General features: G+C 58.4%; 19 protein-coding genes. 8 read left to right on the top strand and 11 right to left on the bottom strand.

The genetic code is table 11. The features are described from left to right. Positions 1–32: 32 nt before the first annotated feature. From C8N45_RS04885 to C8N45_RS04875, 4 genes are all read left to right on the top strand, one after another. Positions 33–1157, top strand: a complete 1125-nt coding sequence (locus C8N45_RS04885) for a GlxA family transcriptional regulator (RefSeq protein WP_108385024.1) — start codon at positions 33–35, stop codon at positions 1155–1157. A gap of 109 nt (positions 1158–1266) precedes the next feature. Next, complete coding sequence (locus C8N45_RS23150; RefSeq protein ID WP_168769398.1) at positions 1267–1425, top strand: hypothetical protein; 159 nt, start codon at positions 1267–1269, stop codon at positions 1423–1425. Between the two features lie 99 nt (positions 1426–1524). Then, a complete protein-coding gene (locus C8N45_RS04880; RefSeq protein ID WP_133175939.1) occupies positions 1525–1812 on the top strand; it encodes a hypothetical protein in 288 nt (95 codons plus the stop codon). Between the two features lie 167 nt (positions 1813–1979). After that, positions 1980–4445, top strand: coding sequence for a penicillin acylase family protein (locus C8N45_RS04875; protein ID WP_108385022.1), 2466 nt, complete (start codon positions 1980–1982; stop codon positions 4443–4445). Position 4446: 1 nt separating this feature from the next. On the opposite strand, the gene hflX is transcribed toward C8N45_RS04875, so the two are convergent. From hflX to dusB, 9 genes are all read right to left on the bottom strand, one after another. Beyond that, positions 4447–5721, bottom strand: coding sequence for a GTPase HflX (hflX, locus tag C8N45_RS04870; protein WP_108385021.1), 1275 nt, complete (start codon positions 5719–5721; stop codon positions 4447–4449). Between the two features lie 2 nt (positions 5722–5723). Continuing rightward, positions 5724–5957, bottom strand: coding sequence for an RNA chaperone Hfq (hfq, locus tag C8N45_RS04865; protein ID WP_007204924.1), 234 nt, complete (start codon positions 5955–5957; stop codon positions 5724–5726). A 114-nt stretch (positions 5958–6071) separates the two neighbouring features. Further along, positions 6072–7592, bottom strand: a complete 1521-nt coding sequence (locus tag C8N45_RS04860) for a TrkH family potassium uptake protein (protein ID WP_108385020.1) — start codon at positions 7590–7592, stop codon at positions 6072–6074. Then, positions 7592–8968, bottom strand: a complete 1377-nt coding sequence (gene trkA / locus C8N45_RS04855; protein WP_108385019.1) for a Trk system potassium transporter TrkA — start codon at positions 8966–8968, stop codon at positions 7592–7594. Before trkA ends, C8N45_RS04860 begins: the two co-directional genes overlap by 1 nt. Beyond that, positions 8965–10368, bottom strand: coding sequence for a nitrogen assimilation response regulator NtrX (gene ntrX, locus C8N45_RS04850; RefSeq protein ID WP_108385018.1), 1404 nt, complete (start codon positions 10366–10368; stop codon positions 8965–8967). Before ntrX ends, trkA begins: the two co-directional genes overlap by 4 nt. A gap of 8 nt (positions 10369–10376) precedes the next feature. Next, positions 10377–12626 (bottom strand): sensor histidine kinase, encoded by a 2250-nt coding sequence (locus tag C8N45_RS04845; protein ID WP_245882544.1) that lies wholly within the window; start codon positions 12624–12626, stop codon positions 10377–10379. Between the two features lie 102 nt (positions 12627–12728). Continuing rightward, positions 12729–14102: a response regulator gene (locus tag C8N45_RS04840; protein WP_108385017.1), complete on the bottom strand. Its 1374-nt coding sequence runs from the start codon at positions 14100–14102 to the stop codon at positions 12729–12731. Beyond that, the gene (locus C8N45_RS04835) at positions 14102–15178 is read right to left on the bottom strand and encodes a two-component system sensor histidine kinase NtrB (RefSeq protein ID WP_108385016.1); all 1077 of its coding nucleotides are present in this window, start codon (positions 15176–15178) and stop codon (positions 14102–14104) included. The genes C8N45_RS04840 and C8N45_RS04835 overlap by 1 nt, the downstream gene beginning before the upstream one ends. Continuing rightward, positions 15175–16176, bottom strand: a complete 1002-nt coding sequence (gene dusB, locus C8N45_RS04830; RefSeq protein WP_108385015.1) for a tRNA dihydrouridine synthase DusB — start codon at positions 16174–16176, stop codon at positions 15175–15177. The genes C8N45_RS04835 and dusB overlap by 4 nt, the downstream gene beginning before the upstream one ends. Before the next feature lie 187 nt (positions 16177–16363). Here dusB and C8N45_RS04825 point away from each other — a divergent pair, with 187 nt between their 5' ends. The 4 genes from C8N45_RS04825 to C8N45_RS04810 all read left to right on the top strand — a co-directional run bounded on the left by C8N45_RS04825 (position 16364) and on the right by C8N45_RS04810 (position 19789). After that, a complete protein-coding gene (locus tag C8N45_RS04825; protein ID WP_108385014.1) occupies positions 16364–17497 on the top strand; it encodes a bifunctional 2-C-methyl-D-erythritol 4-phosphate cytidylyltransferase/2-C-methyl-D-erythritol 2,4-cyclodiphosphate synthase in 1134 nt (377 codons plus the stop codon). Beyond that, a complete protein-coding gene (locus C8N45_RS04820) occupies positions 17494–17982 on the top strand; it encodes a phosphatidylglycerophosphatase A family protein (protein ID WP_108385013.1) in 489 nt (162 codons plus the stop codon). The genes C8N45_RS04825 and C8N45_RS04820 overlap by 4 nt, the downstream gene beginning before the upstream one ends. Positions 17983–17987: 5 nt before the next feature. Then, complete coding sequence (locus C8N45_RS04815; protein WP_108385012.1) at positions 17988–18461, top strand: CinA family protein; 474 nt, start codon at positions 17988–17990, stop codon at positions 18459–18461. A gap of 146 nt (positions 18462–18607) precedes the next feature. Next, positions 18608–19789, top strand: a complete 1182-nt coding sequence (locus tag C8N45_RS04810) for an ammonium transporter (protein WP_108385011.1) — start codon at positions 18608–18610, stop codon at positions 19787–19789. Here C8N45_RS04810 and C8N45_RS04805 read toward each other — a convergent pair. Together C8N45_RS04805 and C8N45_RS04800 are read right to left on the bottom strand one after the other, a co-directional pair. Beyond that, positions 19779–20993: an MmgE/PrpD family protein gene (locus tag C8N45_RS04805; protein WP_108385010.1), complete on the bottom strand. Its 1215-nt coding sequence runs from the start codon at positions 20991–20993 to the stop codon at positions 19779–19781. The genes C8N45_RS04810 and C8N45_RS04805 overlap by 11 nt on opposite strands. Then, on the bottom strand, positions 20990–21433 hold the full coding sequence (locus C8N45_RS04800; RefSeq protein ID WP_108385009.1) for a type II toxin-antitoxin system RatA family toxin: 444 nt from the start codon (positions 21431–21433) through the stop codon (positions 20990–20992). Before C8N45_RS04800 ends, C8N45_RS04805 begins: the two co-directional genes overlap by 4 nt. Positions 21434–21512: the final 79 nt, after the last annotated feature.

Below are 21512 nucleotides of genomic sequence, written 5' to 3'. Positions count from 1 at the left end.
GGTGCGTATAACCCGTGAAACAAGGCGGGCCAATGGCAAATCATACCAAGGTTGCCACCATATCAAAGCAAAGGGCCGATGCATTGCCTCTTGAACGCGCTTTGCAAACCTGCTGTGGTCTGGCTTCGAATCCATCGAAGCGGATTAGCCTTTTGAACACCACCGACCCCAATATTGTCGAAGTTGCCCACACAGGCAAACCGCGCCGGTTTGTCTTTGTTCTGATGCAGGACTTCACGCTCCTCAGCTTTGCCAGCGCGATTGAATGTCTGCGCATCGCCAACCGAACGACAGGCAAGACACTTTATACATGGACGATCATTGCGGAAAACGGCGATCAGATCAGCTGCTCGAACGGGTGCAATTTTGCCCCCGACAGTGGTCTGATCGAACTCGACCGCGACGACACGATCATGATGTGCGGCGGGATCAATGTGCACAATGCCACGACAAAGCGCATCCTGAACTGGCTGCGCCGGGAGGCACGGCGCGGGGTGGTGATCGCGGGCCTGTGTACCGCCGGTTACACGCTGGCCAAGGCTGGCCTGCTGGATGGCAAGAAAGCGACGATCCACTGGGAGAATCAGGACAGTTTTGCCGAAGAATTTGACGAGATCGAACTGACCAAATCGGTGTTTGTCATTGATGGAAAGCGGATGACCACCGCAGGCGGGACCGCCTCTATTGACCTGATGCTGAGTATCGTGGCCGACGAGCACGGCGAAGATCTGGCCAACGCCATTGCCGACATCCTGATCTATTCGGCGATCCGCACAGATCAGGACACCCAACGCCTGTCGATCCCGACGCGCATTGGTGTGCGCCACCCCAAATTGTCGCGCGTGATCCAGATGATGGAAGAAAACATCGAAGACCCGATCAGCCCTGCCATACTAGCCCGTGACGTGGGCATGTCGACGCGCCAGCTGGAGCGTCTGTTCCGCCGCTATCTGTCACGCAGCCCAAAACGCTATTACATGGAACTGCGCCTGCAAAAGGCGCGCAACCTGTTGATGCAAACGGACATGACCGTCATCAACGTGGCACTGGCCTGTGGTTTTGCATCGCCATCGCATTTTTCAAAATGCTACCGTTCGCATTATGATCGCACTCCCTACCGCGAACGCGGCAGCCACGCGTCCCGGCTGTCCATCTGAGCCTGCTCAAACAATGGTGGCTGTTTGGTCGCAACTATGGTTTGGTCCATACAGGGGCCTGCCCAATCGTGGGGCCCGAAGGAATTGAGAACAATAAGGTAACTGCGGTATGAAATTCTTGCTGACTGTCATATTCGGGATGATCCTTGGGTCAGCTGCGACGTTCTATTATATTTACCAGAACCACGCAGATGCATCAGAGCAAGCACTGATGCGCGACACCCTCACGACCTATTTGCCCTTCATGGAAGAATATATAAATCCGTAGCCGATGTTCATCAGGTCTGTCCTGACTGCGGCTTTCTGTAGCGGTATGCTGGCACTCCCGGCTGTCGCACAGTCATTTGATTGCGCAATGGGTCCCTGTGTGACTGCGACTGACTGCGCGAATATCCCGCACAAGGTGAGTTTCGCGATTGACCGAAACCAGTTTGTTGATGCTGTCGACAAACGCGACCCACCGCGCCGCAAAGTCACCACGGTGCAAACTGACGCCCGGCGTTTTGAAGCGGAGCCCTTCATCTTGGGTGATCTGCGGGGGTTTTCTGTCGATGCGGGCCGTGTCATGTTTGTTGTGCAGCCGAATGGCAATGCCCTGTACAGCGATATTGCCAGAGGGCACAAACGCACGGGGCAGTGTCTTGTGACGAAATAGGTCCGGTTTGCCGTAACAAGCCGCGCCAGCTGGCCCCGGTTTAATGGACGCAGGCCCCAACCAATTCTTGTTCTTCAGCGCGGCCCTGTTAAACAGTAAAAAAATCCGAGCCGGACCGGCATTTCGCGAGACAAACCGCGAAACGTGAAAGAGGAACGACGAGCCCCATGGCACTTTTATTTCGCTGGCTGGTCACGTTGGCCACTGCACTGATTTGCCTGGTCGTCGCCGCCCTTGTTCTGGCCTATTATTTTTTCGAACGATCCCTGCCCGACTACAACGCCGCCAGCACCGTGACGGGAATCACAGCCCCGGTCGAGATCGTGCGCGACAACGCCAATGTGCCACATATTTTCGGCGAAACAGACGCAGATGTGTTCTTTGCGCTAGGCTATGCGCACGCACAGGACAGGCTGTGGCAAATGACCCTGAACCGGCGCGCGGCCCAGGGGCGCTTGGCCGAACTGTTCGGCGCCTCTGAAATTCAGACAGACGTGCTGATCCGTCGGTTGGATATCTACGGCCATGCCGTTGCATCCGTGGCCGCACAAAACGAAGATACGACAATCGCCCTGAATGCCTATTCCGACGGGGTGAATGCATGGTTGAACGAGGTTAATGCAGGCGCGCGCGGACGCGGCGCACCGGAAATGTGGCTATTCAACCATCCGATCTCCCCTTGGGAGCCAGCAGATTCGCTGGCGATCCTCAAACTGATGGCGTTGACCCTGACATCACAGGCGCAGAATGAAGTCCTGCGGGCGCGGACATCGTTGATCCTTGATAATAATGACCGGCTGCGCGACATCATGCCCGATGACCCAACCAGCGGCATCGCCGCGCTGCCCGAATTTGCCGCACTGGTCCCCAACGTGCCGGACTATATGCCAAATATGCGCATGGCTTACGACCCGCTCTCGCCGATCAAGCCTCCAATGCTGGCGGGCGCGTCCAATGCCTGGGCGGCGAATGCCGCACGGTCGGCGTCAGGGGCTACCTTGCTGGCCAACGACCCTCATCTGGGACTGACCGCACCGACAATCTGGTACCTGGCCCGGCTGGAACTCAGCAGTGGCGGCGTCATCGGCGGCACAATTCCCGGCATGCCGCTGGTACTGACCGGACGCAGTGATGCCTTGGGATGGGGGCTGACGTCGGCCAATGTCGATGATCAGGATATTCTGATTGAGGAGGTGAACCCGCAAAACCCTGACGAATATCGCGATATCGATGGCTGGAAGCCGTTCCGGACCCGCGACAGTATTATCAGTGTCAAAGGCGGTGCCGCGATCACGATCAAGCTGCGCTGGACCATCAATGGCCCGGTGCTGCCGCCCGACCAGCTTGATCTGGGGACCATCACGCCACCGGGACACGTAACAGCACTGGCTTGGAGCGCGCTGACCGACAAGGATACCTCGATGTCGGCAGCCATCGGGATCATGCGTTCCAGCACTGTTGATGAAGCGATCTACGCAGGACGGGATTTCATCGCACCCTCGCAAAACCTGACGCTGGCTGACCGCAACCGTATCGCGCTCAAGACCATCGGTGCCCTGCCCGCCCGTGACGAGGCGCACCAAAGCAAGGGGCGCTATCCATCTTTTGGCTATCTGCCGGAAAACCGCTGGCGCGGCCGGTTTCCCTATATCGACAATCCCGAATTCATCAATCCCACAGGCGGTATTCTGGGCAACACCAACAACAAGATCGTTGACCGCGAATTCCCCTTGCATGTGTCCTACAATTGGGGCGACACGCAACGGATTTACCGCTGGCGCAGGTTGATGCAAGCGCGCAGCGTCCATACCCGCGACAGCTTTATCGAAGCCCAGCAGGACACCGTCAGTTTCGCCGCACGCTCGATTCTCACACTGATGGGGGCGGACTTATGGTTTACCGGTGACGCGGCCCTTCAGGGCACGCCCGAACGCAGACGGCAGACTGCACTTGACCTGCTGTCGGCGTGGAACGGCGAGATGAACGAACATCTGCCAGAGCCGCTGATTTATGCCGCATGGGTGCGCGAATTCCAGAAACGGCTGATCCGCGATGAACTTGGGCCGCTGGCCTCTGAATTCACCCACGCCAATCCTGTCTTTATCGAGCGCGTTTTCCGCGACATTGACGGCGCGTCGGTGTGGTGTGACGTGATCCAGTCCGCGTCGGTCGAAACCTGCACGGACATTGCGCGGCAGGCACTGGATGATGCGCTGATCTGGATCACCGAAAACCATGGCCCCGCGATCGAGGCCGTGCGCTGGGGCGATGCCCATCAGGCCACACATGATCACCCGGTTCTGGGGCAAGCGCCCTTGCTGCATTGGTTCGTCAACATCCGCCAGTCGACCAGCGGCGGCGATCATACGTTGCAGCGCGGGCTGACATCTGGCACCGGCCTGCAACCGTTTCAGAATGTGCATTCTGCGGGCTACAGAGGCGTTTACGATTTTGCGGACCCTGACAGTTCCGTCTTTATCACCGCCACTGGCCAATCGGGCCATCCGCTGTCGCGCTATTATGACAATCTGGGCGAGTTGTGGCGGCGCGGCGAATATATCCCGATGTCACTCGACCCCGATCTGGCACGCGCCGCTGCCGTCGGCGTCTCTGTCTTGCGGCCAGCCAGATAAGCTAAAGCTTCTCGTAGCGGTCCTTTTGCAACTGCGTCCAGAACACAGTCAATTGCGTGCCACTGTCGTCCTGCGCTTCGTCTGTCACGACGCCCTGTTCAAACAGCCACGCCCGCTTGCGCCCGTCGGAAAAGTCCAGGTGCAGCACCTCTTCGGTACGAGGGGCTTTCAGCCGGTTTGGAATATCCGTCAGCAGCGCATCCAGCCCTTCGCCGGTGACGGCTGAAATGGCAAACAGGTCGTCGCGGCGGGCAGCCTGCGTCAACATTGCATCACGCGCATCGCCGTCAATCAGGTCGATCTTGTTCCAGACCTCGATCACAGGTGCTTCTTCGGCGACGCCCAGACTTTGCAGAATGGCCATCACATCCTGCGCCTGTTCTTCGGTTTGTGGGTGACTGATATCGCGCACATGCACGATCAGGTCAGCGTCAAGCACCTCTTCAAGTGTGGCGCGAAAGGCCGCAACAAGTTCGGTCGGCAAGTCACTGATAAAGCCGACAGTATCGGACATGATAACCTCATCCCCCGCAGGCAGGATGATCTTGCGCATGGTTGGATCAAGTGTCGCAAACAGCATGTCCTTGGCCATCACATCCGCCCCGGTCAGACGATTGAACAGGGTCGATTTGCCTGCGTTGGTATAGCCGACCAGCGCCACAATCGGGAACGGCACCTTCTTACGTGATGCGCGGTGCAATTCGCGGGTCTTGACCACTTTGGCCAACTGTTTGCGCAAGCGCCCCAACTGTTCGTCAATCGCGCGCCTGTCTGCTTCGATCTGTGTCTCACCGGGACCGCCGACAAAACCCAGTCCGCCCCGCTGTCGTTCAAGGTGGGTCCACGCCCTGACCAGTCGCGTGCGTTGATAGGATAATGCCGCCATTTCGACCTGCAACACACCTTCGGATGTGCGCGCGCGGTCGCTGAAAATCTCGAGAATCAGGCCGGTCCGGTCAAGAAGTTTGACGCCCCACGCCTTTTCCAGGTTGCGCTGCTGGACCGGCGTGACCGGCCCGTCGATCAGGACCAGTTCAACCTCGGCGTCGTGAAAGGCTGATTTCAGTTCCTCGATCTTGCCAGAGCCGAACAGCATGCCCGGATGAATGCGCGGCAACCGCACCACGTCAGAGCCGACGACTTGCAGGTCGGGCAATGCCGCTGCAAGTGCGACGGCCTCTTCCAGCGCAGGAACAGCGTCCCTGCGGTTCTGATCAGATTTCAAATCAGGGTGTAGCACCCAGGCCCTTGTCACAGGGCGGTCATGTTCGAGCAAATCTACTCTTCGCCTTCATAAAGGCTGATGGGCTGTGCAGGCATGATGGTCGAGATCGCACTTTTATAGACAAGCTGCGACTGACCATCGCGGCGCAACAGCACACAAAAGCTGTCAAACCATGTAATCACGCCCTGCAATTTGACACCATTCACCAGAAAAATAGTGACCGGCACCTTGGTTTTGCGGACGTGGTTGAGAAATGCATCTTGCAAGTTTGCTTTATCGGCGGCCATTACGACACCCTTTTTCTTGTTCTTGCGACCGCGGACCGGTCCCCCAGTTGTGGGTGCAGTATGTCGCGGGCATTCACGAGTTTCCACCCCAAAAACACGCAGTAAAATGCAACTCTATCGCTGCCAGATTTCAGGGTTGAAAAGTGCGATGATGGCCAACGTTTCCAGCCGCCCCAACACCATTGCACCAGCCAAAACCAGCTTGGCTGCATCCGGCAAGCCCGAATAGGCAATCGGCGCCTCGGCGGCGACAGTGGCAAGCGGGCCTGTGGTCGACAAAGCTGAAACGGCCAGCACCATCGAGGTTTCAAACTGCACGCCTGTAAGCGAAAGCATCAGCACGACCAATGCGATGCTCAGCGCGAAGAGCATGAAGAATATCCAGGAGATATATGCCCCCTGCTTGCGAATGCGCCGCGCGGCCTTCCCCCCGCCCCCGATGGAAGAAGGGTACAAAAGCCGGTTCTGCTCACGTTCACCATGCCGGTAAAGGGCGTAGATCCGCAACAGCTTGACCCCGCCCGCCGTCGTGGCCACCCCACCCCCGATCAGAGCCATGCCGATCAGGAACAGACCCGGCGTGCGCAAGCCGGACCAGACAGCCGCCCCTTCCCAGAACCGTGATTCAAACCCCGACGTTGTTAGAAAAGACGTGGTCGTAAAGAGCGCGCCCCAAAGTGCGTTAGCGATATCGCGCGGGGAAAAGTCAGCGTCACTTTCCGCCGCCCCCACAAAATGCCGCAAGAACAGCATAGCCGTCGCCGCCCCGATCAGCACCAATGCTGTCCGGAATTCAGGATCGCGGCGCAGCCCTTGATCGCTTTCACCCGTCAGCCCCTTGCTGAAGGTGAGCCGCGACAGGGCAAAGACAAAGAACAGGAAGATGAGCAATTCACCCCAAAAGCCGGAGGCTGCGAAATAAAGTCCCCCGATCGGTGATATGCCGGATGTGGCCAACACCGACATCGCATGACACAGCGCGATATACGGAAATTCACCCGCGATGACCAACCCGAGCCAGAGCAACAGCGTCAGCCCTGTATAGATCGGGGTCAGTGTGGCGGCATAGCGCATCAATCTTTCTGACGGGTCTGCAACAGCAGAAAACTGACGATACCTGCCGACTTGTGCGCTGCCCGAATTTGCTGCCGCGCGTACCTCGAACCCGCCAAGGTTCATCGGCGCAAAGATCGACACCGCGGTGATCCACATCAGCAGGCCGCCCATCCACCCCACCAACGCGCGCCACAGATGCTGTGACGGGGTCAGACGGCCCGCAGTGTCGTAAACGGTCGCGCCTGTTGTGGTAAAGCTGGATACCATTTCGAACCATGCATTCAGAAATGTCGTGTTGGGAACCGCCTCGTAGAAGGGCAGTGCAAACATCAAGGGCAACACCGTAAATGCCGCAAGCAACGCCACCAATTGACTCCGGGCCACGCTTTGCCGCGCATAGCTGACCGTGGCTAGACCGATCATCAGGGTCAGGATCGAAAACAGGATGAACCCGTAAAAGAAGATACGCATCGTGCCGAAATCTTCCATAACGACACCATGCAGCGCTGGCACCAGCATCGCACAGGCCCCAATGCCCATCAAGACAACGAACAATGGCAGGCGCGTGATCCAATCCATCAGAAAAAGTCGATCGAAACCTGCAACAGACGCTCCACTTCGGGAACATCTTTGGCCATCGCGAAAATGGCGATCACATCGCCTTCATCAATCCGGGTCTCACCGGTAGGTTTGACGACCTTTGCAGCCTTCACAAGGCCACCGATCAATGTACCCTCGGGAAAGGCGATATCCTTGATTTTCTGACCCGCGATAGGGGACGTCCCCAAGACCTGTGCCTCGATTACTTCGGCCTCGGCATCACCAATGGAATAAACACCGCGAACCCGCCCGTGCCGGATATGGCGCAGGATCGAACTGACGGTCGTGGCACGCGGGTTGATGTAGGCATCAATATCCAGTGGACCCATCAAAGGCACCAGAGTCGGATCATTTATCAGACAGATCGACATCGGGCAGCCCATTTCCTTGGCCCGGACCGACGCAAGCAAGTTGGTCTTGTCATCATCAGTCACAGCAAGCACGGCGTCGGCGGTGGCGATGTTTGCCTCTTCCAGCAGGCCGCTGTCCAGACCGTCACCGTTCAGAACAATCGTGCGATCCAATGCGTCGGCGGCATGTTCGGCACAGTCGCGGTCTTTCTCGATGATCTTGACGCGCACGCGATCGGTGCGGGTCTCTAACGCGCGCGCCACGCCCAGTCCGACGTTGCCGCCACCAATGATAACGATCCGTTCCTGTTTGGACTGGGTTTTGCCGAATATTTCCAGCGTGCGGGGCATATCTTCGGTGTTGGTGAAGATATAGCAGTCGTCACCGGCGAATATCTGATCACCGGGTGACGGGACGAACAAGACCCCATCCCGGCGGATGCCCACAACAATCGCGCGCAATGTCGAAAACAGGTCGGTCAGTTGGCGCAGTGGCGTGTTGATGACCGGACAATCTTCGTCAATTGTGATGCCAAGCAGCTGGGCACGGCCTTTGAAGAAACTTTCGGTGTCAAAGGCGGCAGGTGCCGCCAGACGCTGCAAGGCAGCTTCGGCAACTTCCTTTTCTGGGGAAATCACCACATCAATCGGCAGATGGTCGCGCCGGTAAAGGTCGGAATAGATGGCGTTCAGATAGCTTTGCGACCGTAGACGCGCAATCTTGCGCTGGATAGAAAAGACCGAGTGGGCCACCTGACATGTGACCATGTTCACTTCGTCAGAATAGGTGGCGGCGATAATCATATCGGCATCGCGCGCGCCAGCCCGGTCAAGGATATCGGGGTAGCTGGCAAAGCCCGCAATCCCCTGCACATCCAGCGTATCCGTCGCGCGACGAACCAGCTCAGGGTTGTTGTCCACAACTGTCACATCGTTGTTTTCACCCGACAAATGGCGGGCAATTTGCCAGCCGACCTGCCCTGCGCCGCAGATGATAACCTTCAAGACGCTTCTTCTTCAATGTAGGCAACACGTCCGCCTGCTTTGTTCGTGGTGACGACACCCAGCGACTTCAGCTTGCGGTGCAAGGCAGAACGTTCCATGCCCACAAAGGACGCGGTGCGGCTGATGTTGCCGCCGAAACGATTGATCTGGGTCAGCAGATATTCACGCTCGAATAACTCGCGCGCTTCACGCAACGGCAAGGTGGCCAGACCACCCGCCAGTACGATACGACCCTCGCTGGTTCCGCCTTCCTCTGACGCGGGCAGTTCCTTGGCGCTGATATCACCACTGCCTTCGCCCAGAATAAGCACACGTTCGATGACATTCTTCAACTGCCGCACGTTGCCGGGCCACAGCATCGTTTGCAGCAAGGCCCGCGCATCATCGGCCAGCTTGCGCAACGGCAGACCCTGGGCCTTGTTGCACAGATCAATGAAATGTTCGGCCAGCAGCGGGATGTCCTCGCGCCGTTCCTCGAGCGATGGCACCGCAATCGGCACTACGTTCAGCCGGTGAAAAAGTTCTTCTCGGAACGTGCCCGCGTCGATGGCGGCGGCAAGATCGCGGTTTGTGCTGGAAATGACCCGCAGATCGACCTGCACCTTGTCATTCCCACCGACCCGCTGAAAACGCTGGTCCACAAGCACCCGCAAGATCTTGGATTGCGTACCCAGGGGCATATCCGCGATTTCATCAAAATAGATCACACCGCCGTTGGCCTCCTCCAGCAGTCCTCTTTCGATACCTCTGCCGCTGTCTTCACGCCCGAACAGGACCTCCTCCATGCGGTCCGGTTCAATCGACGCGGAATTCACCGTGATAAAAGGCGAAGAAGAGCGGTTGGATTGCGCATGAATATAGCGGGCGGCTATTTCCTTGCCTGCGCCCGCCGGGCCAGTCAGCATAACCCTGCCATTGGACTTTGTAACCTTGTCCAACTGTGATTTCAGGTTCCGGAACGCGGCGCTGTCCCCCAGCATATCGGCATTGGCTGTCTCGCCGCGTTTGAGCTGGATATTCTCGCGGCGCAGGTTCGCGGTTTCCATCGCCCGCCGAATGACCACCATCAACTGATCAATGTTGAACGGCTTTTCGATAAAATCGTAAGCCCCCTGCTTGATCGCGGCGACCGCGATTTCGATGTTCCCATGGCCCGAGATGATGACAATCGGAATGTCAGGATGGTCCCGTTTCACCGATTTCAAGATGTCGATCCCGTCCATGTTGCTGTCCTTGAGCCAGATATCAAGGATCATCATCGCTGGTGGCTCTGCCGCGATTTGCGCCATACATTCGTCAGAAGTACCTGCGAGCCGGGTCGTAAACCCCTCATCTTGCAAAATTTCCGAGATCAGCTCCCTGATATCGCGCTCATCATCGGTGATTAGAATATCGCCCATTGTCGCCCTCATGCTGGTATTTTTGTTGCCAGCGCGCCCGCAGGCTGCACCGGAAGTTGAATTGTCGCGCAGGCCCCTTGATGGCTGTTGCCTTCAAAGGTTTCTGCATTGCCAAGTGTCAGCGTACCGCTGTGTTCCTCGATAATCTTCTTGACGATTGGCAGACCAAGCCCTGTGCCGCTGCTGCGGGTGGTCACATAGGGCTCGAACAACCGACTGCGGTCCGCAGGCAGGCCGATGCCATTGTCCTGAATCGTGATATTGATTGCCTCGTCCGTGCGCGTGACCGCGACCCGAATTTCAGGTGTGTATCCAGCGGTGCCGTGCTCTTCGATATAGGTTTGGGTGGCTTCGCCAGCATTCTTGATCAGGTTTGTAAGGGCCTGACTGATCATCGTGGCGTCCAACTCTGCCAAAATCGATTCCGCTGGTACATCGGCGATGATGCGCACATCCGGTTGGCCCGCCTGTTGCAAGGTGACCGCATCCGTGACCAGCTTGGTCAGGTCACTGAGGGTCAGACGCGGCTCTGGCATACGCGCAAATTTTGAGAACTCATCCACAATTCGGCGCAAATCATTGGTCTGACGTACAATCACATCGGTCATCTGTTCCAGCTTGTCCGCATCCTCGCCCACCTGTGCCCTGAACTTGCGCTTGATCCGTTCTGCGGACAGCTGAATCGGGGTTAGCGGGTTCTTGATTTCATGCGCGATGCGGCGGGCCACATCCCCCCATGCAGCCATCCGCTGGGCGCTGACCAGATCGGTCACATCATCAAAGGCCACAACGTACCCTTCCAACGCACCGTCTGCGTTCCGGCGCGGCGACATACGCACCAGCAGGCTTTCCTGCTGTCCTTTGCGCACCAGATTGATCTGGTCCTGCACACTGTCGTTTCCGCCGCGTCTGACGCGCTCGAACAGTTTTGCAAATTCCGGGATAGCGACAGACAGGGCACTTTCCGCCTGATCGGGCTTTACCGACAAAAGGCGCCTCGCCGACGGGTTCACAAAAGTAATCCGGCCATCCGCATCAAGCCCCACCACGCCCGAGGTGACAGAACTGAGCACACTATCGAACAACCGTCGCCGCCGTTCGCTGGCGCGGTTCGTTTCAAGCAATTCATCGCGCTGCCCCTTGAGCCGCCCTGTCATCTGGTTGAAATAATGACCCAATTGCGCGATCTCATCATCGCCGTCGTCCTCGATCACCCGCACATCAAGGTCGCCGGACCCGACCCGTTGCGACGCCGACACCAAACGCCCGACAGGACGCGACAGCCGCTCTGCAAATGACAGCCCGCCCCAGATCGCCCCAAGGATCAGAACAATCGCGAAACCGAAATAAAGCAGGCCGAACTGAAACATCAACTGCCCCCGCTCGGCCGCCAGTTCTTCGTACTGCACGACAGTCTCGGTGGTATCATCAAGCAGTGACAACACATTCCCGTCCACATCACGGGTCACATAAAGAAAGCGATCCCGAAAGGCGCTAAGCGGGATCAAAGCCCTGAATTCGTTGCTTTCAGGATCTTCGATAATAGCCAGATCAGCCGATTGCGCGATCTCGAAAGTCTCTGGTGCGGGGCGTTCAAAGTCGAACTCATATGAACGATCCCCCCGTGCCTTGATATTACCAAGCCCGTCAATGACATAGGCCTCGCTCAGGCCGCGCTCAATCTGGGGCTGGGCGTCTTTCAGCGCGCTGCGGACCTGCCCGTCGTCCATAAAGAAATTCCGTTGACGCAGCCGGTTCAGATAGGCGGCCAACGCACGGCCATCGCGGGTCAGTTCCTGCCGGTGTTCTTCCTCATAGGCCTTGGCCGTCGTCAGCGACGTGCGTAGCACGTTTCCTACGGGTTCGGAAAACAGCCCTTCCAGCGCAATCGACAACAGCAAGACCGAAAAGACCGCCACCAGCACCGTCGGGATCAGCGCCGCAAAGGCAAAGACCCGCGTCAGCCGCACATGCAAGCGCGACCCTGCGGATTTGGCACGGCGGGCCGCAATCATCCGCACAACCTGTCCCGAGACAAAGGCCGCAATCACCAGCGCATAGACCAGATCGGCCAACAGCGTGCCCCGCAACAGCGCCGAACCGGGCCCTTTATCCAAGGGGCCAACAACAACATAGGTCATGACTGCCAGTACTGGCGCCAGCAGCACCAACAGCAATGCGAAAGCGGAACGCACGTGGCGCTGGCGCTGCCAGCGGTTGAACCGCTGAAAATTCAATCCCAATAGGGTACGCCGCACGCGCAATGCCCTGTTTTGTGGTGGGGCAACCCCCACGATACCGCCAAATTCTGTGGTCTTTATGCTACGCTGACGCAGCACCGCCACGGTTATGTTGCGGTTTTACATCAATTTGCGGCGTCGTGTCACGCGGATATCGAGGTCAGTGATCTTCTTGCGCAAGGTATTGCGGTTGATACCCAGCAAATCGGCGCATTTGGCCTGATTGCCGCCTGTCGCATCCAGTGCGATTTCAATCAGCGGGGCCTCGACCTCCTTGAGGATGCGATTGTACAGACCGGGCGGCGGCTGCACCCCGCCATGCAGATCAAAGTAGCGGCGCAAGTGTTTGGCAACACTTGCAGAAAGCTTTTCACCTTCACCGCCCGAACGCAATGGTTCAATCGCGGGCTGGTTCCCCAGAACCATCTCGACTTCGCCGCGCGTGATCTCCTCTTCGGCAGCGGTAAAAACGAGACGGCGCACTGCATTTTCTAGCTGGCGCACATTGCCCGGCCAACTGTAGGCGCGCACAAGTTCCAGTGCTGCGGGGCCAAATCGGCGCAAAGTCGCGCCTTCACGCTCGGCCCGGGCCAGAAAATGGTCGGCCAGCAGCGGAATATCGTCGACTCGCTCACGCAAGGACGGCACATCGACTGTCACGCCGCCCAACCGGTAAAACAGGTCCTCGCGGAATAGGCCATCTTCCATGCGGGCCATCAGGTCGGTTTGCGATGTGGCCATGATCCGGGGCGCATTGTCGCCCAACGCATCAAGCATCCGCACGATGCGCGCCTGCGCCTCCTGGGTCAGGTCGCTGACCTCGTCAAACAGGATCGACCCGCCTCTGGCGCGGCTCAGGACTGTGGATGGCCCATCCATTCCTTCAAGATCGGCGGCTGACACGGTCACAAACGGAAGGTTGCGCCGATCAGAAAAATCATGCACCGCGCGCGCAATCAATGACTTGCCGGTGCCACTTTCGCCGGTAATCAGAACCGGCAGTTGCGTGTTCATCACCCGCGCCACAAGCCGGTAAAGCGCCTGCATCACTGCGGTGCGACCGACCAAAGGCAAATCATCGGGTTCATCATCATTCACAGGTTCGGGACTGCGGCTGACAGGCGCGCGGCGCTTGACCTCAAGCGCACGGGCCGCCCGCTTCATCAGGTCAGGCAGGTCAAAGGGCTTGGGCAAGTAATCATAGGCGTCCGCCTCTGCCGCCTGAATGGCGGTCATGATTGTATTCTGCGCCGAGATCACAATCACCGGCAAACCGGGGCGGACCGCAGCAATTTCAGGCAGTTGTTCCAGCCCGTTGCCGTCGGGCATGATCACATCCGAGATCACAAGATCACCCTTGCCTTCGTCGACCCACCTGCGCAGCGTCACAAGCGAGGACGTCGCATGCACCTTGCAGCCCGCCCGGGTCAACGCCTGCGTCAATACTGTGCGGATTGTCCGATCATCGTCGGCAACAAGAACGGTTCCGTCCATTAGTTTTCTCCTGTCAGACTGTCATTGGGTGCGCGCGGTAGCGATATCCTGAACACCGTGCGCCCCGGCACGCTATCAACGGAAATCCATCCGCCTGCGTCACCAATCAATTTAGAGACCAGCGCAAGGCCAAGCCCGGTCCCGTTTTCCTTGCTTGAGATAAAAGGCTCGAATATGTCGTCAGCGATCTCGGACGGCAGCCCGGGGCCGTCGTCTATGATCTGGATCTGTAGCGGCAAATGTGCATGTGTGCCGTCCGGCCTGCGCACCCGCAAGGACGTATCATAAAACGTGTGCAGCCGTATTGTGCCGCCACTTTTGTTTGCCTCTGATGCGTTCTTGAGAAGATTCAGGATCACTTGCAGCAACTGGTCTGAATCCGCCAGACTTTGCGGCAGCGACGGGTCATAATCTTCGATAAAATTCATATGCGCGCCAAAACCGACCGCCGCCGACCGCCGCGCACGATCCAGAACGTCGTGGATATTCAATGGCTTCAGGATGGGCTTGCGCAAATTCCCGAACTGTTCGACCTGTTCCAGCAACTGCACAATGCGCCTGCTTTCGGCCACGATCAGGTCCGTCATCTCGCGGTCTTCGGAATTGAGCCCCATCGACAAAAGCTGTGCTGCACCGGTAATCCCTGCCAACGGGTTCTTGATCTCGTGGGCCAGCATTTCGGCCATACCGATCGCCGATTTCGCAGCCTTGCCAGAAGAGTGATATTGATTGATCCGGCTGGCAATTTCGCGCGGGCTTATCATGACGATCATCGCGTCATCTGCCCCTTGCAAAGGGGCGAATTGCAGGTTGCAGAGCATGGGCGCACGTTCCCCGCTGCCGACATAGACATCATTCACGAAGAGCGACGTCCGGTTGGTACGCGCCTTGTCAAACGGGACTTCGAGCGGTGAATCGATCATCACCTTTTCCCAGATCACCTTTCCTTCAAGCTGTTTTGCCGACAGGTTAAGAAAGCTTTCAGCTGCGGCATTGCTTGAATCGATGATATTGCCGTCCACGATCAACAGCGCAGGGACAGGCAGGGACGACCATAATGCGGTATCAAGGATCATGCCGCCACCTTTCCTGCCAAGGCATCGGGCAGGTCACGCAAGACATTGGACGGGCTGGCATGGGTCAGCATTGCCTTGCGCAGGTCCGGCGGTGTGCCCGCATCATCCATGTACCACCCAAGATGTTTGCGCGCGACCTTGCGGCCATGATCGGCCCCGTAGAACGCCAGCATGGCCTCGTAATGCGCGCCGACCATGTCAATCAGCGCACTACCCTGTGGAATGTGCGGCGGCGGCGTGCCGTGCAGGTTTGCCGCCACCTGTGCCAATATCCACGGTCGCCCTTGCGCACCGCGCCCGATCATCACGCCGTTTGCGCCCGATTGGTGCAGCGCACTGCGGGCTGTCCCCCCGTCCACTATGTCGCCATTGGCGATCACAGGGATTGTCACCGCATCCTTGACCGCGCGGATAGCGGCCCAGTCGGCTGATCCTTTATAGAACTGACAGCGCGTGCGACCGTGGATTGTGACCAGCCGGATGCCCGCACTTTCGGCCCGTTTGGCCACATCCGCTGCATTCAGGCTGTCATGATCCCATCCCAACCGGGTTTTCAAAGTTACCGGAATCTCCACAGCATTCACTACCGCCTCGATCAGCGACAGGGCGTGATCCGGCGTGCGCAGCAAGGCAGACCCCGAATAGCCGCTTGTCACTTTTTTGGCGGGGCACCCCATATTGATGTCGATCATCGCCGCACCGTTGGCTTCGATCATGCGGGCGGCTTCGGCCATCCAGTGCGCTTCCCTGCCCGCAATCTGCACAGCCGTGCCTGCTTGATCATAGCCAAGTTCGGCGCGGTCCCTGACGCTTGGCTTGGCCTGCACCATTTCCTGACTGGCGACCATTTCGCTGACAACCCAGCCCACGCCGAATGAAGCGACCAATTGCCGAAACGGCAAATCTGTGATCCCGGCCAAAGGGGCAAGGGCGACAGGGGGATGCAATTTCACAGCATCCAGCCCGATGGATTCGATATTTGCCAAGAGATCACTCATTCGCCCAAACTATGTGCACTTCGTCAGAGTTAGGTTCATTCACCCAAAAGAACAATGGAATCGGGCCGCAAACCTGTTCAAAAAAAGGCAACTGATTAAAAATAAGGCGGATAGCTACTAAAACTGCCGAATTGCACGCCGGGGCCGTCCGGCTTAAACCAGTCGCAGCAAGCCGGATAGAAGAGAAATGAAAACAACCGCCATCATTGTCGCCGCAGGCCGTGGGACCCGTGCTGGCGGCGATACACCCAAGCAATGGCAGCAACTGCGGGGCCGGCAGGTGGCATCATACGCGCTGGATGTGTTTCTGACCCACCCGCGTATTGATAATGTGATCCTTGTCATGCATCCCGACGATCTGGCTGCCGGTATTGCCCCCGATGCAACGCCCAACCGGATCGTGCCCGGCGGTGCCACGCGCAAGGCTTCCGTCATGTCGGGTATCGCCGCAGCGCCTGCTGATTGCGACCTTGTACTGATCCATGATGCCGCGCGCCCATTGGTCACGCACGATGTCATCACCCGGGTTCTGGATGCTCTGGAGACGCATCAAGGTGCTGCTCCGGCCGTTGATGTGACCGACACGCTTTGGCACGGTCAAAGCGGCATCGTCACCGGACTTCAAGATCGCGACGGGCTCTTTCGGGCACAAACGCCGCAAGGGTTTCACCTTGGGCCACTGTTGGCAGCCCACAGCACCAGCGCGGCAGAGGCGACCGACGATGTTGCCGTGGCACGCGCTGCCGGGCTTGATGTTGCGATTGTGTCCGGTGATCCGAACAATATCAAAATCACCACGGCTGACGACTTTGCGCGCGCCGAAAAACTGATGGGATCACAAATGGATATAAGGTGCGGCAACGGATATGACGTCCACCGGTTTGGCCCGGGCGATCATGTCTGGCTGTGTGGCGTGCAGATCCCGCACGCGCGCGGCCTGCAAGGCCATTCCGACGCCGACGTGGGGATGCACGCAGTCACCGATGCGATCTATGGCGCGCTCGGCATGGGCGACATCGGGCAGCATTTCCCCCCTTCCGACCCGCAATGGAAAGGGGCCGCAAGCCATATTTTTCTGGAACATGCGGTCGCTCAGGCCAGGCAACATGGCTACCGGATCAGCAATGCGGATTGCACGCTGGTGTGCGAATATCCCAAGATTGGCCCACATCAACCGGCAATGCGCGCGGCGATGGCGGCGATTATGGGGCTTGATCCATCACGGATCAGCGTCAAGGCCACCACGTCAGAGCGGTTGGGCTTTACCGGCCGCGAAGAAGGCATTGCCAGTCTGGCCACAGTAACATTGGTGAAACCATGACCCATCTCATCGCGACATTCTTTTACGCAGGCCACATGCGCCCTGCCCCGGGCACATGGGGGTCACTGGCCGCCCTGCCCGCCGCTTGGGCAATCTATATGCTGACCGGCCCATGGGGGCTGGTCATTGGGGTGCTGACATCATTTGCGCTGGGCCTTTGGGCGACTGCCGAGGAAACGCGCGGCCAGGACGATCATGATCCGTCGGAAATTGTCATTGACGAGGTGGCGGGCCAATGGATTGCCTTGCTGCCAATCGCCTTTGGCGCGGCGCGAAATGACGTGGCTATCACCGACCTTTGGCCCGGCTGGATCGCCGCATTCGTTCTTTTCCGTCTGTTCGACATCAGCAAACCCGGTCCCGTTGGATGGGCCGACCGGATGCATGGGCCCATGGGGGTGATGCTGGATGATGTGATTGCAGGCATTTTTGCGGCCATCGGTGTTGTCGGTCTGGCGGCACTGTTTCATCTGGTGCTGATGTGACTGCCATGGCCCTATTGCACGCCGCCCGCGCCAACCGCGTGATGATCGCCACCGCCGAAAGCTGCACCGGCGGTATGGTGGCTGCGGCGATCACCGATATACCGGGCAGCTCTGCCGCGTTTGATCGCGGCTTTGTCACCTATTCCAACGCCGCCAAAATCCAGATGCTGGGGGTCAGTCCCGCCACGCTAGAAACCCACGGCGCCGTATCAGAGCCGACAGCGCACGAGATGGCGCAAGGCGCCCTGCGCCGGTCGGATGCAGATATCGCGGTGGCCATCACGGGGATCGCAGGGCCAGGCGGGTCTGATCACAAGCCCGAGGGCCTGGTTTGTTTCGGCATCGCCACTGCCGACAGGGTCAGCACCGAAACAATCGCGTTTGGCGCGCTGGGCCGCCCGCACGTCCGCAAGGCCGCCTGCGATCATGCGCTCGCCCTGCTGCACAAGGCTGTCGATTCATTTCCGCCTCAAAATTAAGCATTTACGCCATATTTGGCGCGCTTTATGCGCGCTTAACGGATTGCTGCAATTGCAGGCAGAAATGAGGCCAAACGCAACTTTAATAAGCGCAACGAATCCGCCCTAACCCCGTCAACCAGATCAAAGACCTGTAGGAGGGGACTATGAACGGAGCCGACACCGCGTGGATCATTGTGGCCACGGCGCTTGTATTATTCATGACATTGCCGGGGCTGGCACTGTTCTACGGGGGCCTCGTGCGTGCCCGCAACGTGCTGAGCGTATTCATGCATTGCTACGCCATCGCCTGTTTGATGAGCATTCTGTGGTTTGCTTTCGGCTATTCAATCGCATTCGGACCGGGCACGTCGGGCCTGTGGGGCGGCTTGGACAAGATGTTTCTGTCCGGCGTCACAGCCGACAGCCTGTCAGGCACACTGCCAGAAGTTCTGTTCTTTGCCTTTCAGATGACATTCGCCATCATCACCCCCGCCCTGATCGTCGGCGCCTATGTGGAGCGGATCGGTTTTGGCTTTGTGCTGCTGTTTTCATCGCTCTGGATGCTGCTGTGCTATGCGCCTGTGGTCCATTGGGTCTGGGGCGGCGGTATTCTGGCTGATGGCGGTATCTTTGGCGACAGCGGCGTCAAGGATTTTGCAGGCGGCATTGTTGTGCATGAAACCGCAGGTCTGGCAGCGCTGATCCTTGCGATCTTTCTGGGGTCACGCAGGGATCCGTCCAAACCACCCCATAACCCAGGCATGGTCATGATCGGCGCGGCAATGCTGTGGGTGGGCTGGTTCGGCTTTAATGGCGGGTCGCAACTGGCAGCCGACGGTGGTGCAGCGATGGCCCTGACCGTGACCCATATTTCGGCAGCGGCGGCATCCCTGTCGTGGGCCCTGTGGGAGCGTATCAAATTCGGTAAATCATCGCTGGTCGGTCTGGTCACAGGCACGATTGCGGGCCTTGCCTCTATCACGCCAGCATCGGGCTTTGTCGGCCCGGTCGAGGCGCTGGTCATCGGATCGGTCGCAGGCATTCTGTGTCAGGAAGCCGTGAGTATGATCCGTAACCGGGTCAAGATCGACGATACGCTGGATGTCTTTGCCGTTCACGGCGTCGGTGGTATCTTTGGGACGCTGATGATTGCGGTGTTTGGCGCCGGTTCATGGGCCGCGCAACTGGGTTCATTGGTGATTGTGGGCGCCTTTACCACTGTGGTCACGGTCGCTCTGATCCTTGTCTGCCGCCTTGTCATGCCATTGCGCGTCGATGCCGAGACCGAAACGACCGGCCTTGACCTTGCTGTGCATGGTGAGCGTGCGTACGAGTTCAATAGCTGATCAGATTTTTCAGCCTGTGCGGGTCATCCGCATGGGCTGCATCCCACAAATCATCTGCCAAGGCCCGCCCGACAACAGCGCGGGCCTTTTGCGTCAGGCGCGCCGCCCGATCATCCAGTGACATGGGCAAGCTCAGGTCGTGAAAGAGGACCGCCTCTGACCCGTCTTCCAGAATGGCCACGACGCGGGCCTGCATTTCGCTCAGTTTCTCATCAGCCTCGACCGTTACTTTGCCAGCCAGCGCGCACAGGCGCGGGTCAGCCGCGTTTTCATCACTGAAGTTTGCAATGCGCGCCGTATCGACACCCGCCAAAGCCATCGCCGCTGTCATCGGATAAGAGAATTTGCATTCAAGTCCGGTCGTCGGGGACTGGATGTTGCAGACAGACAGCCAACGGGGATGGGTCATCACCTTGAGCGATTGCACGCTGTCAGGCAAACCAATCAGCGCCTCAAGCATCGCATGGAGACCATGGCAACAGGCATGGAACTTGTGGCTGATCCGCATGATCTTCCACGGCTCTGCCATGTCCCACGCGCTCTCGTCAGCTGTGCCCGCATGGGTTGGCCCGAACCCCTGCGCTGCCGATAGGCCCATTGCGGCAGATGTCATACCCGCCTTGGCCCACAAGACAGCTTCGACTCCCGCGCGGGCCGCAAGACCCGCATTCAGCGGTTTGCCCATTGTGCCGAACTGCCCCTTGAGGCCGGATGCCGCCGTGGCCGTCAACCCAATCGCGTGGCGCGTCTGTCCAGGCGTCAGCCCAAGCAGGCGCGCGCCTGCAATACAGGCCCCGAAAGCCCCTGCGGTGGCCGTCTGATGAAAACCAAGCTGATAGTGATCGCGACCCAGCCAGAGACCAGTACGCACGGCCGCCTCTGACCCGATCACGATCGCCTGCAAAATCGCGGCCATGTCTGCGCCGTCGGCGAGCGCCAGTACCGCAGGGCAAATAACCGCAGACGTGTGGCCGATATGGTCAAAATGGGTATCGTCGTAATCCAGTGCATGGCCGATGGCACCATTGGTCAGGGCGACGCTGGCGGGGTCCGAGGCACCGCTTGCCAGAATGGCGGCAATCGGTTCATCACGGCCCGCGATCAGACAAACCGCCCAATCCATCAGGCACAGGCGCATCAGGGCCACCGGCGCGTCATCGACCTTTGCCTGCGTCAGGCCGATCAGCGCGTCCTCGGCGCTCATCCGTGCAACTCCTGCGCACGGCGCTCGAATGACCGGACAACCCGCTGCATCGCTTCATTAAAAAACATACCTGCGGCACCCTGCAAAAGGCGGTTCTTGAACTCGAAATCCACCTCAAAAGACACTTCGCACCCGCCCTCTACATCCTTGAAATTCCATTGGCTTTCCAAATGACGAAACGGGCCATCAAGATATTCGGTATCAATGCGCATGCTGTCAGGGCGCAGGGTCACGCGGCTGAGGAATTTTTCACGAAAGACCTTGAAGGAAATAACCAGATCCGCCAGCATCACGCTCTTGTCGCCCTCCTCGGTCACGCTGCGCACGCGCGCGGCTGCGGTCCATGGCAGGAATTTGGGGTATTTGGCCACATCAGCCACCAGATCATACATTTGTTGTGCAGTGTAGGGAAGGAACTTCGTTTCGGAATGACTGGTCATAAGCGGCTTTCACGGGTGACTTCACCCATGGATGTCGTAAACTCAGGCAGAAAAATCAACCCACGAAAAACGAGTAGCC

Source organism: Yoonia sediminilitoris, from assembly GCF_003058085.1.
GTDB classification, from domain to species: Bacteria; Pseudomonadota; Alphaproteobacteria; order Rhodobacterales; family Rhodobacteraceae; genus Yoonia; species Yoonia sediminilitoris.
Note: the sequence above shows the minus strand (reverse complement) of the source record. Positions and strands in the feature narration are given on the sequence as shown.